At 69.5% G+C, this 14303-nt stretch carries 14 protein-coding genes; 4 read left to right on the top strand and 10 right to left on the bottom strand.

The window, feature by feature from the left end; genetic code table 11:
• The 4 genes from OQF71_RS05500 to OQF71_RS05485 form a co-directional block, all read right to left on the bottom strand.
• On the bottom strand, nucleotides 1-1273 hold a 1273-nt coding region (locus OQF71_RS05500; RefSeq protein ID WP_280586356.1), incomplete at its 3' end, for an MmgE/PrpD family protein.
• Nucleotides 1274-1378: 105 nt separating this feature from the next.
• On the bottom strand, nucleotides 1379-2464 hold the full coding sequence (locus tag OQF71_RS05495; protein ID WP_280586355.1) for an ATP-binding protein: 1086 nt from the start codon (nucleotides 2462-2464) through the stop codon (nucleotides 1379-1381).
• A gap of 187 nt (nucleotides 2465-2651) precedes the next feature.
• Nucleotides 2652-3953 carry a ribonuclease R family protein gene (locus OQF71_RS05490; RefSeq protein ID WP_280586353.1) on the bottom strand — a complete coding sequence of 434 codons (1302 nt, stop codon included), beginning with the start codon at nucleotides 3951-3953 and terminating at the stop codon, nucleotides 2652-2654.
• 71 nt (nucleotides 3954-4024) lie between these two features.
• A complete protein-coding gene (locus tag OQF71_RS05485) occupies nucleotides 4025-4372 on the bottom strand; it encodes a hypothetical protein (RefSeq protein ID WP_280586351.1) in 348 nt (115 codons plus the stop codon).
• Between the two features lie 156 nt (nucleotides 4373-4528).
• On the opposite strand from OQF71_RS05485, the gene OQF71_RS05480 reads away from it, so the two are divergent.
• Nucleotides 4529-5008: a TrkA C-terminal domain-containing protein gene (locus OQF71_RS05480; protein ID WP_280586350.1), complete on the top strand. Its 480-nt coding sequence runs from the start codon at nucleotides 4529-4531 to the stop codon at nucleotides 5006-5008.
• A gap of 61 nt (nucleotides 5009-5069) precedes the next feature.
• Nucleotides 5070-6305, top strand: coding sequence for a cation:proton antiporter (locus tag OQF71_RS05475; protein ID WP_280586349.1), 1236 nt, complete (start codon nucleotides 5070-5072; stop codon nucleotides 6303-6305).
• 431 nt (nucleotides 6306-6736) lie between these two features.
• On the opposite strand, the gene OQF71_RS05470 is transcribed toward OQF71_RS05475, so the two are convergent.
• From OQF71_RS05470 to OQF71_RS05460, 3 genes are all read right to left on the bottom strand, one after another.
• The gene (locus OQF71_RS05470; protein ID WP_280586348.1) at nucleotides 6737-7192 is read right to left on the bottom strand and encodes a DUF302 domain-containing protein; all 456 of its coding nucleotides are present in this window, start codon (nucleotides 7190-7192) and stop codon (nucleotides 6737-6739) included.
• Between the two features lie 44 nt (nucleotides 7193-7236).
• A complete protein-coding gene (locus OQF71_RS05465) occupies nucleotides 7237-7524 on the bottom strand; it encodes a DUF5789 family protein (RefSeq protein ID WP_280586347.1) in 288 nt (95 codons plus the stop codon).
• Between the two features lie 409 nt (nucleotides 7525-7933).
• Nucleotides 7934-9055: a Xaa-Pro peptidase family protein gene (locus tag OQF71_RS05460; protein WP_280586346.1), complete on the bottom strand. Its 1122-nt coding sequence runs from the start codon at nucleotides 9053-9055 to the stop codon at nucleotides 7934-7936.
• 297 nt (nucleotides 9056-9352) lie between these two features.
• On the opposite strand from OQF71_RS05460, the gene OQF71_RS05455 reads away from it, so the two are divergent.
• Complete coding sequence (locus tag OQF71_RS05455; RefSeq protein ID WP_280586345.1) at nucleotides 9353-9583, top strand: hypothetical protein; 231 nt, start codon at nucleotides 9353-9355, stop codon at nucleotides 9581-9583.
• A 34-nt stretch (nucleotides 9584-9617) separates the two neighbouring features.
• Here the strand turns inward: OQF71_RS05455 and OQF71_RS05450 are convergent, their stop codons facing one another.
• Together OQF71_RS05450 and OQF71_RS05445 are read right to left on the bottom strand one after the other, a co-directional pair.
• The gene (locus OQF71_RS05450; protein WP_280586344.1) at nucleotides 9618-10004 is read right to left on the bottom strand and encodes a VOC family protein; all 387 of its coding nucleotides are present in this window, start codon (nucleotides 10002-10004) and stop codon (nucleotides 9618-9620) included.
• A 45-nt stretch (nucleotides 10005-10049) separates the two neighbouring features.
• A complete protein-coding gene (locus OQF71_RS05445; RefSeq protein ID WP_280586342.1) occupies nucleotides 10050-11519 on the bottom strand; it encodes a tRNA(Ile)(2)-agmatinylcytidine synthase in 1470 nt (489 codons plus the stop codon).
• Between the two features lie 209 nt (nucleotides 11520-11728).
• On the opposite strand from OQF71_RS05445, the gene OQF71_RS05440 reads away from it, so the two are divergent.
• Nucleotides 11729-12700 carry a transcriptional regulator gene (locus OQF71_RS05440; protein ID WP_280586341.1) on the top strand — a complete coding sequence of 324 codons (972 nt, stop codon included), beginning with the start codon at nucleotides 11729-11731 and terminating at the stop codon, nucleotides 12698-12700.
• 24 nt (nucleotides 12701-12724) lie between these two features.
• Here the strand turns inward: OQF71_RS05440 and OQF71_RS05435 are convergent, their stop codons facing one another.
• The gene (locus OQF71_RS05435) at nucleotides 12725-14269 is read right to left on the bottom strand and encodes a P-loop NTPase (RefSeq protein ID WP_280586339.1); all 1545 of its coding nucleotides are present in this window, start codon (nucleotides 14267-14269) and stop codon (nucleotides 12725-12727) included.
• Between the last annotated feature and the right edge of the window lie 34 nt (nucleotides 14270-14303).

The raw sequence follows: 14303 nt of genomic DNA, 5'->3' as shown, positions 1-14303 counted from the left end.
TGCCCTTTCCCTGCGTCACCACGTCCAACACCGGCGCTTCCGGCGCGCCGAGCGGGACGCGCACCGACTCCTCTCGGGTCTCGCCGCCGACCGTCACGCGCACCTCGGCTCCCCACTCGTCCGGGAACCGCCGCTCGATCGCCTCGTCGGTCGTCACGCTCGTCGCGTCCATCAGCCGCCGGATCGGCGGGTCGTCCCATCGCGGCGGCGCGTCGAAGCGGCCGACGGCCCGGAGGAACTCCTCGGCGCCGGCCGACCCCTCGGTCAGCACGAGCGCGGCGGCGAACGGGGCCGAGAACTGGCAGTCGACGAAGCTCTCCGGGCGCCGTTTCGACTCGATGGGTGCGCCCGTGAGCCGGACGCCCGCGCTCGGGATCGCGATCCGGACCGACTCGACGGCGCCGGGCTCGACCGCGGGCGCGATCTCGCGGAGCGCGTCGATCGCGGGGTGGAGGTACCGACAGCAGGGGTACGGCTTGCGGCCGGTCTCCGCGACCGCGTCGCGCTCGCCGAGGCGGTCGAACGCCGCCGGGTTCGGATCGTCGCTGTACCCCGCGAGGAAGCCGTACTCGCCGTCGAGGGGATCGGCCGCGCCGACGACCCCGGCGGCGGCGAGATCGGTCGCCTCGATCCCGCGGCGGGCGGCGAGGCCGGGGTGGAGCCGCTTGTTCCACGCGCCGTTCGCGAGGAACTGCAGCGAGCCGGCCGCCTGACTCCCGGCGATCCCGAACGCGTCCCGGAGCGCGTCCGCGTCGAGCCCGCGGACCACGCCGGCGGCGGCGACGGCTCCGAAGGTGCCGCAGGTGGCGGTCACGTGGAAGCCGCGGTCGTAGTGGGAGTCCGGCCCGATCGCCTCGCCGACGGTGCAGGCCACGTCGTAGCCCGCCGCGACGCCGGCGAGGAACCGGTCGACGCTCGCGTCGGCGCCCTCGGTGGCCGCGAGCGCGGCGGCGATCGTCGGCGCACCGGGATGGAGCGAGGAGGGGAGATGCGTGTCGTCGAAGTCGAGGCTATGTGCGAGCGCGCCGTTCGCGAAGGCGGCGTCCGCCGGAGTCATCCGCTCGCCGCTCGGGAGGACTGTCGCGGCCGCGTCCGTCCCCGGGCCGGGTGTCGGCCCCGAGATCCGTCCGATGCCGTCGAGCACCGCCGGGGAGGAGTCGGCGTGTGCCGCCCCGCCGATCGCGACCGCGAACCAGTCGAGGACGTGCTCGGATAGGTCGGCTCGCTCGCCGTCGACGGCCTCGCAGTGATCGACGATACGGTCTGTTACCATGTCGACGGGTGGAAAGGAGGCCGTATCAAGGTTCGCGTGTCGGCAGAGTCGTGCCCGGAGACGGGATCGCAGCGTCCCGAACACGAAGCGTTCGAACGCCCGGACTCACTCGTCCACGAAGCGGACGTTCGTGATCTCGAACCGCACGCCGCCGTCGGTGCCGTCGGTTATTTCAATCGTCCATTCGTGCGCCTCGACGATCTGTTTGACGATGCTCAACCCGAACCCCGTTCCCCCTTCCGACGTCGAGTAACCCGCGTCGAACGCCCTCTCCCGATCGTCGGGTGGTATCCCCGGTCCGTCGTCTTCGAAATAGAATCCGTCGTCCAGACGGCCGACCGTGACTGTGACGTTCTCGCCCCCGTGCTCGACGCTGTTTCGGATGAGGTTTTCGAGCACCTGTCGGAGTCGGTTCCGATCGGCTCGGATCGTCTGATCGACGTCCGTCTCTATCGTCGCGTTCGCTGTGGCGACGTTTTCCCAACTCATCTTCAGTATCTCCGGCAGGCGGATCTGTTCGACGTTCTCGATATCCTGCCCGCTCCTCGCAAGCCGCAACAGGTCCTCGATCAGCGTTTCCATTCGGTCGTGTGCGTCCGCTATCGAATCGAGGTGTTCGCTGTCGTTCTTTTCGCGTTCCAGTGCGAGGTGTCCCGAGGCGACGTTGAGCGGGTTCCGCAGGTCGTGACTGACGATACCAGCGAACGCTTCGAGCCGGTCGTTGCGCTCCTCGATCCGCGTCCGTTCCATCGCCTGTCGTTCGGCGGCGATCGCTCGCTCGATCGCGCGGGCCTCGAACAGACCCATAGTGATACCACCTGCGCCACCCACGGTTGCGGCGAACAGTCCCCACATGATGTCGTTGTACGTGGCACCGGTGGGCCACACGGCGATCATGATCGCATTTATACCGAGGAAGCCGGCGATCCCACCCGCGAACCACTTTCCGATGCGCGGGTACCGCTCCACCGTTAATTCACTCTTGTCGAGCCAGTAGCCGGCATATCCGATCACGAGCAGAAACGGCAAGTTGGTAATAAGACTGAAAACGAAGTTATCAGAAAGTAACATTCTGATTTTTATTCCATGAAATAAAAAGAACGAGACAATAAATATACTGAAAAACGCTATCCCTGATCCTTGGATAAGAAAGGGCAAATATTCCCAATTAGGGCGTTTTTCAGTACGCATGTGTTCCTCATTAGTGATTGTCTTTATATAGGTTCTTCTCTAGATATCAGTATCTCTCATTCGCAGCAAAGCTCATTGATAAATTCCGGTGCGTTTCCCGGGCCGATCGCTGACAAGCGGCGGTCGTTCCGGTCGGCTATACGTTTCTCCGCCTCGCCTCCGACGGCCGAATCCGGTTCGGTCGCGCTCAGACCGTGTGTTTCGCCTTCTCGGCGTCGTCGACGACCTCGATCCCGCGGTTGTTCACCGCGTGGGGGTCGAGCCCCTGCTCTTGGAGGAACTGCTTGTAGAGGCGCTCGACCGTCTCGCCGTCCTTCTGCCGGTCGCTGGCGTGGTCGCACAGCTCCACGAGGTTCTCCGGCACGTCGTTCTCGTGGACGATCCAGTGGTTGATCGTGTCCGAGAGCCGGCGGATGGGAGAGGTGAAGTGGCCGTAGATGTCGAAGTTGAGCGCGTGGTGGCCGCCGAACGGGTCGTTCATGTACTTCGCGCGGGGCATCACCTTCAGCACGGCGCGCTGGATCTTGTTGAGCTGGCGGCCCGGGGACTCCTCTAAGGCGGCGTTGACCGCCTTTCGCGGGTCGTCGCCCCACGCGTCGCCGGGGATGGAGACGGAGTCGAGCTCCTGGATCTCTTTTAAGGCCTCGTTCCACTGGTCGGGGGTCGGCTGCGGGTGGACGCGGTACATCGCCTCGACGCCGCGGTCCCACATCAGCGTGTGCGTCACCGCCTTGTTCGCCTTCAGCATCGACTCCTCGATGATGGTGTGCGCGCGGTCACGGCGGGGGTTCAAGACGAGCGAGCCGTCCTCCTTGCGCTGCTCGTGCATCCGGTCGGCGAGCTCGAAGGCGAGCCCGTTCTCCTCGCCGAGGGGAAGGGAGGGGTCCTCAAGCCGTTCCTCGCACTCGGAGTAAGTGAGCCGCTCGTCGGAGTTGATGACGGACTTGTAGATGTCGATGTCTTCGAACGAGAGCGTCTCGTCGTCGATCTCCATCTCGACGGTGTGCGCGAGCCGGTCCTCGTCGGGGACGAGCGAGCAGACGGTCTCGGCGAGCACCGGCGGGAGCATGTGGATCGTGTAGTCGGGCAGGTAGACGGTGTTCGACCGCTTCACCGCCTCGTCCCACATCGCGGTGTCGGGATTGACGTAGTGGGTGACGTCGGCGATGTGGACCCACAGCCGGTAGGCGCCCTCCTCGCGCTCGATGGAGATCGCGTCGTCGAAGTCCTGCGCGTCGATCGGGTCGGTGGTCCAGGTCGTGAGATCGCGGAGGTCTTCGCGCTCGTCGATCTCGGCTTCGATCTCGTCGTACACGCCCTCGGTTCGGGTCTCGGCCTCGCGGAGGACCTCGCTCGGGAACTCGTCGGGGACCTCGAACTCCTCGAACAGCTCGGTCCGCTTCTCGGCGAGGCGGTCCGCCAGCTCCGGCGTGATCGTCACGGGACCCTGATCCTCCGCGGACCCCGGTTTCGGCTCGTCGTCTGACATACCGGGACCAACGCGGCTCCGTTAGAAAGGCCTGTCGGGGGGCGGACCGAGGCGTCCGGAACGGCGGCGTGCTACCGGTCGCGGTCCGACGGCTCTCGGTCGCGATCGGATCGGCCGCGGAACCCGGTCGGGTCGGTGCCGTCCTCGTCGGTCGCGACCGCGTCCGTGTACCGGCCGAGGAACTCCTCGCGCGAGAGCCCGTCGGCCTCGATGGCGCAGATCAGCGACTCAAGCCCGTCCCGGGGCTGGTGGCAGAGGGCGTCGTCGCAGTCGGTACAGAGGTACTCGAACTCCTTGTCGCGCCGGTTCCAGCGGTTCCCCTCCTTGTCGTACTCGCGCGCGTCCTCGCGAAGCAGCGAGTCGCCGCACGCGATGCAGGTCACCGTTCGCCGGTCCCGGTTCTTCCGGGAGCGCCACATGATCGCCACCTCGGTCTCACCCCACTTAGCGTTTGGTACGGGGCGATCGGCCGTCGCGACGCGCTGCGGTCGTGATCGCGGTGACGGTGTCGCCGCGGGTCGCCGTGGGCGACCCGCGACGTGTACACCTATTACACTGGCACCGCTCCTCCCGGTATGACGATCCGCGAATCCGACCTCCCGGGCGTCGGGAAGAAGTTCGAGATCGACCTCGACGACGGCGAGATGATCGTCGTCATCCACAACACGGGGAAACGCGAGGTGTTCCGTCGGCCCGACCCGGACGCCGACTCCGAGAAGGCGTTCGAGTTCTCGGACGACCTCGCCCGGACGATCGGCTCCATCATCGAGGGCGCGTACTTCCAGCCGGTCGAGCCCGAGACGCAGGAGACGACCCTACCCGGCGGAATCTTACTGGAGTGGTACGAGCTTCAGCCGGGCTCGCCGCTTCTCGGCGAGACGTTACAGAGCGCGGACATCGGCAACCGAACCGGGCTCGCCGTCGTCGCGATCCAGCGCGACGGCGAGGTCCTCGGCAGCCCGACCGCCGACACCACGCTCCGCGAGGGCGACACGGTGATCGGGGTCGGCACGCCGGAGGACTGCGCGGCGTTCGAGGAACTCCTCACCGAATGAACGGCCGGTCAGACGCCACCGACTCGACCCTCCCGACCGCCCGTCCCGGCGGTGACCGGTAATGGCGCTGCTCGATATCGGCGTCATGTTCGCCGCGGTCGCGGTCGCCGGGTGGCTCGCGAACCGCCTCGGCCAGTCCGTGATCCCCTTCTACATCGTCGCGGGAATGCTGCTGGGAGAGTTCGTCCTCGGACGGGTCTCCCCGCCGACGCTCGGGACCGTCTACGTCCCCGAGACGGAGTTCATCGCGCTCGGCGCGGAGCTCGGGATCGTCTTCCTCCTCTTCTTCCTCGGGCTGGAGTTCAACCTCGACCGCCTGCTCGCGCGGCGGCGCCAGATCGGGACGGCGGGGACGATCGACCTCGCGAACTTCGGGGCAGGGCTCGTCCTCGGGTGGCTCGTCTTCGGCGCGTTCCTGCCCGCGTTCCTGCTCGCCGGGATCGTGTACATCTCCTCGTCGGCGGTGATCACGAAGTCGCTCATCGACCTCGGCTGGATCGCCAACGACGAGGCCGAGCCGCTGCTCGGGACCCTCGTCTACGAGGACCTGTTCATCGCCGTCTACCTCGCGGTGGCCTCGGCGCTCGTGCTCGGCGGCGGCGACGTGAGCGCGGCCGCGGCCGACGTCGGCATCGCGATCGGGTTCATCCTCGCGCTGCTGGCCGCGGTCCGGTTCGGTACGCCCGCGTTCGATCGGTTGGTGGCGACCGATAACCCGGAGTTCGTCGCGCTCCGCTCGATCGCGACCGTGGTGCTCGTCGCCGGCGGGGCGCTCGCGCTCGGGGTCAGCGAGGCGGTCGCCGCCTTCTTCGTCGGGATGGCGTTCGCGTCGACCGAGTACGCCCACGAGATCGAGACGCTGCTCGAACCCGTCCGCGACACGTTTGCGGCGATCTTCTTCTTCTGGATCGGGCTCGTCACCGACCCGCTGCTGTTCGGCGGCGTGGCGGCGCTGATCGCGCTCGCGGTCCTCGTCACGACGCCGACGAAGCTCGTCACCGGCTTCTTCGCAGGTCGCGCCTTCGACCTCAGCACGAAGCGGTCGACCCGCGTCGCGCTCGGAATGACGACCCGCGGTGAGTTCTCGCTGATCATCGCGACGATCGCCGTGAGCGGGGCCGAGGCGGGTGCGTTCGACCCGGCGCTCGCGCAGACGATCAACGCGTTCGCGGTCGGTTACGTGCTCGTGATGGCGATCCTCGGCACGACGCTGATGCAGTACTCCGGGCCGTTCGAGTCGATCGCGGTCTCGTGGCTGGATCGAGACGCGGGTGGTGGGACAGCTGATCGCTTATAAATGAACGACAGCGGACCGACGGGGAACTCCTCCAAAGGGGCAGCCGCTCAGTTATACACGGCTGCTGACGGACCGACAGCGAACACCTCCAAAGCCCCAACCGGGAGGCGGGCGCACGCTCGTTGCGGTCCTCAGTCACTCGCTTCGCTCGCTTCCTGCGGTCCTTACGTCGCCTGCGCCCGCCTCCCGGTTGCCCCTTTGAGTCCCACCCCACCGCACCGCAGCCTCACGCCTCCCCAGCCTCGCCACCGGCGCTACGCGCCGGTTGCAAGCGAGAGCCTCGCTCTCGCCCCGTCGCTGGCGCCGCCGACGCCAGCGACTCCCTCGCACGCGCCGTTCGCGGCCTCACGGCAGCTCGCGTGCGCGCCGACCGCATCGGTTGCTTATAAATAGTCGCCGTCGTCGGCTCGCTATTCCGGGTCGTCGGCCCGCTACTCCGCTCCTTCTGCCAGCTCCTCGAACACGGCGTCGACCAGTTCGCCGGTGTCGGCGATGATCGCGTCCATCTCCTCGTCGTCGACGGGGAGCCCGAGCAGCCTCGCGACCTTCATGATCGAGACGTGGTAGACGACCTGCTCGTTCGGCGACTCCTGTCGGATAACCATGTTACAGGGGAACAGGGCGCCGATACGCCCGTCGGTCGCGTCGAGTGCGCGATCCGCGACCGACGGGTTGCAGGCGCCGAGGACGTAGTACGGGTCGCGGTCGGCGTCGACTTTCTCGTTCAGCATCTCCGACGGGGAGAACTCGACCGGGATGCCGAAACCGGCGTCGGTACACACCTCGCGGACGCGCTCGATCGCGGTCTCGTGGTCCGTGGACAGCGTCGTCTGGGTCTCGCCGTACTCCTCGGGGTCGATTTCGTCAGGATCGAAAGGGATCGACATACGTCGACTCCGTGTCGGCGGGGCAAAAAGGCCGCGACGGAGGGTTACTCGGTCGCGACCGGACCGCGCCCAACGAGCTCCTCGACCTCCGCGGCGAACTCGCTGCGGCTCTCGAACAGCGGCACCTCGGAGTCCGCGAGGACCTCGTCGAGGTCTCGCGGGCCGTCCGGACTCCGGACCACGGCGTCGCCCTCTTGTGCCACCACGTCGCTGCGCGTCGCGGGCCACGTGAGCCGGGACGCGACGCGGGTGATCGGCTCGCCCGCCACGTCCGGGCCCTCGCCGAGCTCGACGGCCGGTTCGCTCTCCTCGGCCTCCTCGTTGTCGCTCATACCCCGCGGTTCCGCTCCGGCGACACTAATGGTTTCGATGCGAACCGGCTTCCGGCCCCTCCGCGGCGGATCACCGCGTGTCGCCCGTCTTATCGGGCCTCGTTCCGCGCGGCCGAGATCGATACCGCTCCCTTTGATCCCCCTCGTCCGACGGCCCACCCTCGAACCCGAAATAATTCGGTATCAGAACTATATTATTCGGCAATAACTTCCGATTGCGGAGTAAGCACACGACTCCCGCGTCTCGCGTTGGACGCCCGGCGCGCAGGTTTCCGTGGTCCCCTCGTTCACCCCTCGCGTTACGCGTCGTCCGCCTCGCGCGTCTCCTCTTCGCTCGGTTCCCGATCCGAAATCGACACTCTCCCAGCAGTCGCTGGGCACGTTTCGGGCCGCGTCCGAACTGTCGCGGTCACCGCCAGCCGCGGTCGGTGTCGTTCAGCCGCTCGCAGCCGTCCGCCGTGACGGCGACGAGGTCCTCGATCCGGCAGCCGAACCGACCGTCGAGGTACGCCCCCGGCTCGACGGAGACGATCATCCCCGGTTCGAGCTCGCGGTCGTTGCCCGCGACGATATACGGCTCCTCGTGGACGTCGAGCCCCACCCCGTGGCCGGTCCGGTGGACGAAGGCGTCGCCGTACCCCGCCGCCTCGATCACGTCCCGCGCGGCCCGGTCGACCGCCGCCGCGGTGGCCCCCGGCTCGACGGCGTCGACCGCGGCCGCCTGCGCCTCCCGGACCGCCTCGTGGACCCGCTCGTACTCCGCCGGGGGGTCGCCGTCGAACACGAGCGTCCGCGTCTGGTCGGAGGGGTAGCCGTCGACGCGCGTCCCGAAGTCGAGCACGACCGGCTCGTCCGCTCGGATCTCGCGGTCGCCGTGCCCGTGGTGGGGCTTCGCGCCGTTCGGGCCGGACCCGACGATCGTCTCGAACGAGACGCCGGTGCCGCCGTGAGCCGTCAGCCGGTCGGCGATCCACTCGGCGAGGTCGCGCTCGGTCATCCCGACCGCGTCGGCGCCCAGCTCGCGGAGGTCGCGCACGGTCGCGTCGGCGGCCGCGGCCGCCTCGCGCAACGCCGCCAGCTCGGCGTCGTCCTTGCGGACGCGGAGGTCGGCGAGGACCTCGCTCGCGAGCCCCCACGTCGCGTCCGGCGCCGCCGCGCGGAGGTCCTGCGTGAACGTCGCCCACATCGCGTCGTCGACGAGGAGCCGCCCCTCGCGGAGCCCGAGGTCGACCAGCAGGTCGCGCGCGGCCGCGACCGGGTCGTCGCCGTCGCCCCACGTCCGGACGGCCGCGACCGTCGTCTCGTCGCGCACCTGCGACTCGTACAGCGCCGGGACGAGGCAGGTCGGCGTCTCGCCTTCCCCGCCCGCCGCCGGCACCGCGAGGAGGAAGTGCCGCTCGCTCGGTTCGGCGTCGAAGCCGGTGAGGTACTGGAGGTTCCGACTCGGGAAGCAGACGAGCCCGTCGGCGCTCGTGTCCCGGATCCGGGCGGCGGCGCGCTCCCGTCGGTCCGCGTGGACGTCCTCGACCATGCGCGCTCTCGGCACGGCGATCGGTTATAAGTGGGGTCTCGTTGACGGCCCGAGAACGGTACGGATCGCCGTGCTACGGAGAGGCACGTGCGTCGAGAACGCGTCGACGTGCGGCCGTCCTGCGTGCGGCGTGATATCCCTCTCGTCGTCCGTTTCGTACGACACGCTCGGCTACGCGGTCTGTCCGGTCTGTGTGGACGCGGCGGCCCCGGGGGACGAGGACTGACCGGAGGGTCAACGGTTCGGCGTCCGCGGCCGAACCGGGCCGTTTTAGCCGCCGCGCCCGCCCCGTGAGGTATGGGCTGGTCACTGGGACGCGAGGACGAGGCGATCACCGAGTGGGAGCGCTCCGACGGCTACGCGACGGTTCGGATCCGCGAGCGCGCCGACGGGGGGTTCGTCGTCCGCCTCGACGTGATGGAACAGGCCGCCGACGCGTCGGCCTACGAGCGCGAGCGCTTCGACGACCGCGAGGCCGCGCTCGACCGCGCCGCCGAGTGGCGCGAGGAGCGCACCATCGAGGACTGACCGCGGCAATCGCCGCTCTTCGTCCGACCTCCTTTCAGATAGACGGCACGTCGTCGCCAAGGAACGCCTGACACTCGACGGTCCGTCCGTCGGGGTCCTCGGCGAAGAACTGGTAGATGCCGTACCGCTCGTTCTCTCTCGGCTCCTCGACCGCGCTCGGCGCGCTCGCGTCGTCGCGGCGGTCGCTCGCCTCGGCGAGTCGCTCGCGGACCGCGTCGACGCCCGCGCGGTCGGAGTAGACGAACGTGAGCGTCCCGCACGTCTCGGTCTCGTCGCGGTCGCAGAAGCCGAACAGGAAGTTGTCGTCGCGTAAGATCGTGCAGTCCGGCTGTTCGAGCCACGTCTCGGCGCCCAGCTCCCCGCGGTAGAAGTCGACGACGCCGCCTCGGTTCTCCGTCCCGTAGAAGACGATCCCGGACATGCCCGAGGCGTCGCGCCCAGACCACTTTACCGCTCCGGGCGGAACTCACCGCTCCGGGTGGATCGGCGCGTCGAACCCGCCCCTGACGAGCGGCTTCGCGACGTGGCGGCGGGCGCTCGGGGGCACCTCGTACCAGCCGGCTTCCAAGTCGCGGTCGATCTCCCGGTCGACCTTCCCGGGCGCGGCGGTGCCGCAGTCGCGGCAGCGGTACCCCTGACCTCTCCCCGCCGACGACATCGATCGCCCGCAGTCCGGGCAGGTCGGCACGGCCGGTTCGGTCCGCACGAGGTCGCGCACGGCGATCTTCTCCAGCTTGAGGGTCGACTTCGACTCCGTCGCGTTCCCGTCTTCCGCCCCTCCGTCGTCTGCGTTCACGCCGTCCGATTCCCGAACCTCGTGTTCGCCGCACAGCGTCACCCGGTCGCCGGGTCGGAGGGCGCGCACGCGGTCGCGGAACCGCCCGGTCGGCGCGAACGCGACGCAGCGGAGGCGGGCCGCGCCGTCACCCTCGTCCGCCTCGTCACCCGCCACGACATCGACGTGGACGTGGCCCCCTCGTTTCGTCTCCGGCTCACTCGCGACCGCGCCGGCGACCCGGTACCCCGCGCCGTCGCGGAGGCCGCCGATCCGCCCGGGCGCGAGGTGGGCGTCGGTGCCCTGGTTCGTGAGGAACGTCGCGGCCCGCTCCACGGGTTCGCTCTCGATGGCCTCGGCCACCTCCCGGCACGCCGCCGGGTCGTCGCCGCGGATCCCGTGAAGGATCGGGCCGGGGGCGTTGGGGACGCAGACGGCCGCCCCGGTCTCGTGGTCGACGGTGTCCCAGACGGTCGGGTACCCCGCGTCGGCCGCGGCGAAGACGCTCTCGACGCCGACCTCGCGGGGGCTCCCGCAGCGGTCCAGTTCCCGGTAGGAGATCCGCTCCGCGGTCCAGTCGTCGAACGCGGCCGGAGCACCGACCGCCGCGAGCGCGCCGATTCGCCCGCGCCCGGCGACGAACTCCGCCTCCGTCTCACCGCCGGTCCCGAACGCGGCGTGTCGGTAGCCGTGCGCCTCGGCGAGCGACAGCGCCTCGGCGAGCGAGAGCCGGCGGCGGAGCGCGCGGCGGGCGAAGTCGGCGACTTCGTCGGGGATCCGACACCCGGCCGCGACGCCGTCGTCCCGCGAGGAGGCGGAGCGAGAGACAGAGGCGGAGGGCGCCGCGAACGGGTCCCCGGCGACGTCGACGTCGGCGACGACGACGCCCGGAGATGTCCGGGAATCCTCGACGGCGGCGAACTCCCGAACGGTCTCCGCGGCGAGGTCGAACGCCGCCGCCGCGTCGACGCCGGAGACGTGGACCGCGACGGCGGCGTTCCCCCGCGTCTTGTGCTTCACGGCCGGGTTCAGCCGGACGAGGAGCCGGCGACGGACCCGCCCGCCGGCGGATTCGAGCCGCTCGGCCAGCCGCGCGCCGACGTACGTCGTGCACATCCCCCGCTCGCGGGAGTCGGTGTCGTCGACGGCGACGATGGGCATACGCGCTCTTGCCCGCTCCCGGACAAACCGGTTTCGGCCGACTCTCCGACCACGTCTCGGGAGGGCCGCCGCCTCGTCCCGGCTCTCGGCCCGGATCGCCGGTATATAATCTCTCCGACGCCCTTCGCGGGAAAATCGCAAGCTGGCGGCGGTTTCGTGCGACACAAGTGACACAACGCATATATACGGCGAGCCGCTTATTTTCGAGTATGTCCCGGACTGCGCTGATCGAAAACGTCACCGCGATGCTGGAGGATGCGGGCTTCCTCGTCAGCGATCGGTGTGCGGTCCGGCCGAAGAGCTTCGACGTGGCGGCTCGGCGCGACGACGACCTGCTCCTCCTGAAGATCCTCGGTAACGTCGACGCGCTGGACGCGGAGACCGGCGCGGAGATGCGCCGGCTCGGCGAGTACCTACGGGCGACGCCGATGGTGCTCGGGATCCGGACCCGCGACGAGGAGCTGAAGCCCGGCGTCGTCTACTTCCGTCACGGGGTTCCGGTGATAAACCCCGACACGGGGTACGACCTGTTCGTCGAGGGGATGCCCCCGCTCATCTACGCCGCGCCCGGCGGGCTCTACGTCAGCCTCGACGGGGACCTCCTCGCGGACGAGCGCGAGGAACGCGGCTGGTCGCTCGGCCGGCTCGCGACCGAGCTCGGCGTCTCCCGGCGCACCGTCTCGAAGTACGAGGACGGGATGAACGCCTCCATCGAGGTCGCGATCCAGTTAGAGGAGCTGTTCAACGAGCCGTTCTCCAGCCCGGTCGACGTGCTCGACGGCGCGGACGAGGTCCACGACGCGGAACCGACCCCCTCGGCGCCCGAGACCGATCCCGACGACGAGCACGTCCTCCACGTGCTCACCAACGCCGGCTTCACGGTCCACCCGACCGCCCGCGCGCCGTTCAAGGCGGTCTCCGAGGACGACCAGCGCTCCGAGGCCCGGGTGCTCACCGGTCACTCGGCGTTCACCCCCGCCGCGGAGAAGCGCGCGCGGATCATGTCCTCGATCGGCGAGGTCGCCCACACGCGGTCGGTGTACTTCACCGAGGAGGACGAGAAGCGCGAGTCGGTCGACGGCACCGCTCTCGTCTCCTGCGAGGAGCTCGCGGGTATCACCGACCCCGAGGAGATCCGCGATCTCATCCGCGACCGCGCAGCGGCGCCGTCTGAGGCGTGACCCCGCGAGCGCGGCTCGACCCTTTTATCGGCCGAATAACCGACTGAAGAAGCCGCCGCTCTCCTCCTCTTCGTCCCGTTCGTCGTCCGACGCTGTCTCGCCTTCCGTCTCGTCCCCGTCGTCCTCCGAGAGGACGGTGTTCATCATCCCGGTGTCATCATCGCGGAACGGAACGCTTCCGGCGAGCTCGTCGTCGGGGTCCGTCGCCGACTCGTCGTCGGGGCTCGTCGCCGACTCGTCGCCGGCTGCGGCGCCGTCGTCCCGGGTCGCTTCTCCGGTGTCCGTTGGCGTCGCCTCCCCGTCACCCGCCGCGGGGTCGTCGCTCGCGTCGTCCGAGTCGGTCGCCTCCGCGTCGTCGAACGCCTCGGTCTCGCTCTCCTCGATCATCGCCTCGAGGTCGTCGGCGACGACGTGCCCCTCGCCAACAGTCTCGGTCTGCCCGGTCGCCGCCGGATCGGTGACCGCCGCGCCACCGGGCGCCTCGTCGTCGGGCGCTGTCGTCGCGTCGTCCTCCGAGACGGGATCCTCGTCGGCGACGATGATATCCTCCTCGTCGCCCGGATCGCTCAGCCCGCCCGGCTCAGCGTCGGCGATGATGATGTCCTCGTCGTCCGCGTCGGTGTCGCCGGTCGGTTGCGCTTCGACCTCCGCGTCGCTCCCGTCGCTCTCGTCGCTTTCACCGGTCTCGACATCCTCGTCGCTTTCACCGGTCTCGACATCCTCGTCGCTTTCATCGCCCTTGTCCCCCTCGTCGGCGTCGATTCTCCCCTCGTCACCGCTCTCGTCCCTCCCCGATTCGTCCTCGATATCGCCGGTATCGTCGCCCTCGCTGACTCCGGCGCCCTCGACCGGCGCGCCAGTCAGCGCCCGCGTGAGGTCCCGGTAGGCCCGGGTGGCGGGCGCGTCCGGCTCGAACGTCGGGAGCGGGCGGTTCGCCGTCGCCGCCCGTACCACCGCGTCGTCCTCCGGGATCCGGCCGAGGACCGCTGCGTCGAGCACATCGGCGATATCGTCGAGCCCCTCGGCGCCGGTCTCGTCGGGGTCGGCGTGGGGGTCGACGCGGGTGATCGCGGCGCCGGCGACCGTGCCGCCGAGCCGCTCGGCGAGCTGCCGGGTCTTCTCGGTGTCGCCGAGCGCGCTCAGTTCGGCGGTCGAGACGAGCAGCGTCTCGTCGGCGACCGCGAGCGGGAGGCTCGAGTCGTGCGAGAGCCCCGCGCCGGCGTCGACGAACACGTAGTCGGCGCCTTCGAAGGCGGCGACCACGTCCGCGAGCCCGGCGGGGTCCGCGGACGCGTAGGCGTCGAGGCCGGTCGCGCCGGGGATGACGCGGAGGCCCTCGGGCCCCTCGTGGACCGCGTCGAGCGGGTCGGCCCGTCCCGCGAGCACGTCGTGGAGCGTCGTCTCGCCGGGCGTCACGCCCAGGGCGCCCGCGAGATTCGCCATGCCGATGTCGGCGTCGATCGCGACGACGTCGGCGCCGGAGCCCGCCAGGATCGTCGCCATCGCCGCGGTCGTGGTGGTCTTCCCGACCCCACCTTTCGCCGACGCGACCGCATACACCGTTACCATACGGTGACGGTCCGGCGACTGGTACTTAAATGTA

Source organism: Halorubrum sp. Boch-26, from assembly GCF_029889805.1.
Classification (GTDB): domain Archaea; phylum Halobacteriota; class Halobacteria; order Halobacteriales; family Haloferacaceae; genus Halorubrum.
The sequence above is the reverse complement of the archived record's forward strand: the minus strand, read 5'-3'. Positions and strand labels throughout refer to the sequence as shown.

Coding starts and splice junctions, on each gene's coding strand:
- OQF71_RS05445 (WP_280586342.1), bottom strand. CDS start 11,519: ATGCCCATCGTCGCCGTCGACGACACCGACTCCCGCGAGCGGGGGATG.
- OQF71_RS05485 (WP_280586351.1), bottom strand. CDS start 4,372: ATGTGGCGCTCCCGGAAGAACCGGGACCGGCGAACGGTGACCTGCATC.
- OQF71_RS05450 (WP_280586344.1), bottom strand. CDS start 10,004: ATGTCCGGGATCGTCTTCTACGGGACGGAGAACCGAGGCGGCGTCGTC.
- OQF71_RS05455 (WP_280586345.1), top strand. CDS start 9,353: ATGGGCTGGTCACTGGGACGCGAGGACGAGGCGATCACCGAGTGGGAG.
- OQF71_RS05460 (WP_280586346.1), bottom strand. CDS start 9,055: ATGGTCGAGGACGTCCACGCGGACCGACGGGAGCGCGCCGCCGCCCGG.
- OQF71_RS05480 (WP_280586350.1), top strand. CDS start 4,529: ATGACGATCCGCGAATCCGACCTCCCGGGCGTCGGGAAGAAGTTCGAG.
- OQF71_RS05475 (WP_280586349.1), top strand. CDS start 5,070: ATGGCGCTGCTCGATATCGGCGTCATGTTCGCCGCGGTCGCGGTCGCC.
- OQF71_RS05435 (WP_280586339.1), bottom strand. CDS start 14,269: ATGGTAACGGTGTATGCGGTCGCGTCGGCGAAAGGTGGGGTCGGGAAG.
- OQF71_RS05470 (WP_280586348.1), bottom strand. CDS start 7,192: ATGTCGATCCCTTTCGATCCTGACGAAATCGACCCCGAGGAGTACGGC.
- OQF71_RS05490 (WP_280586353.1), bottom strand. CDS start 3,953: ATGTCAGACGACGAGCCGAAACCGGGGTCCGCGGAGGATCAGGGTCCC.
- OQF71_RS05465 (WP_280586347.1), bottom strand. CDS start 7,524: ATGAGCGACAACGAGGAGGCCGAGGAGAGCGAACCGGCCGTCGAGCTC.
- OQF71_RS05440 (WP_280586341.1), top strand. CDS start 11,729: ATGTCCCGGACTGCGCTGATCGAAAACGTCACCGCGATGCTGGAGGAT.
- OQF71_RS05495 (WP_280586355.1), bottom strand. CDS start 2,464: ATGCGTACTGAAAAACGCCCTAATTGGGAATATTTGCCCTTTCTTATC.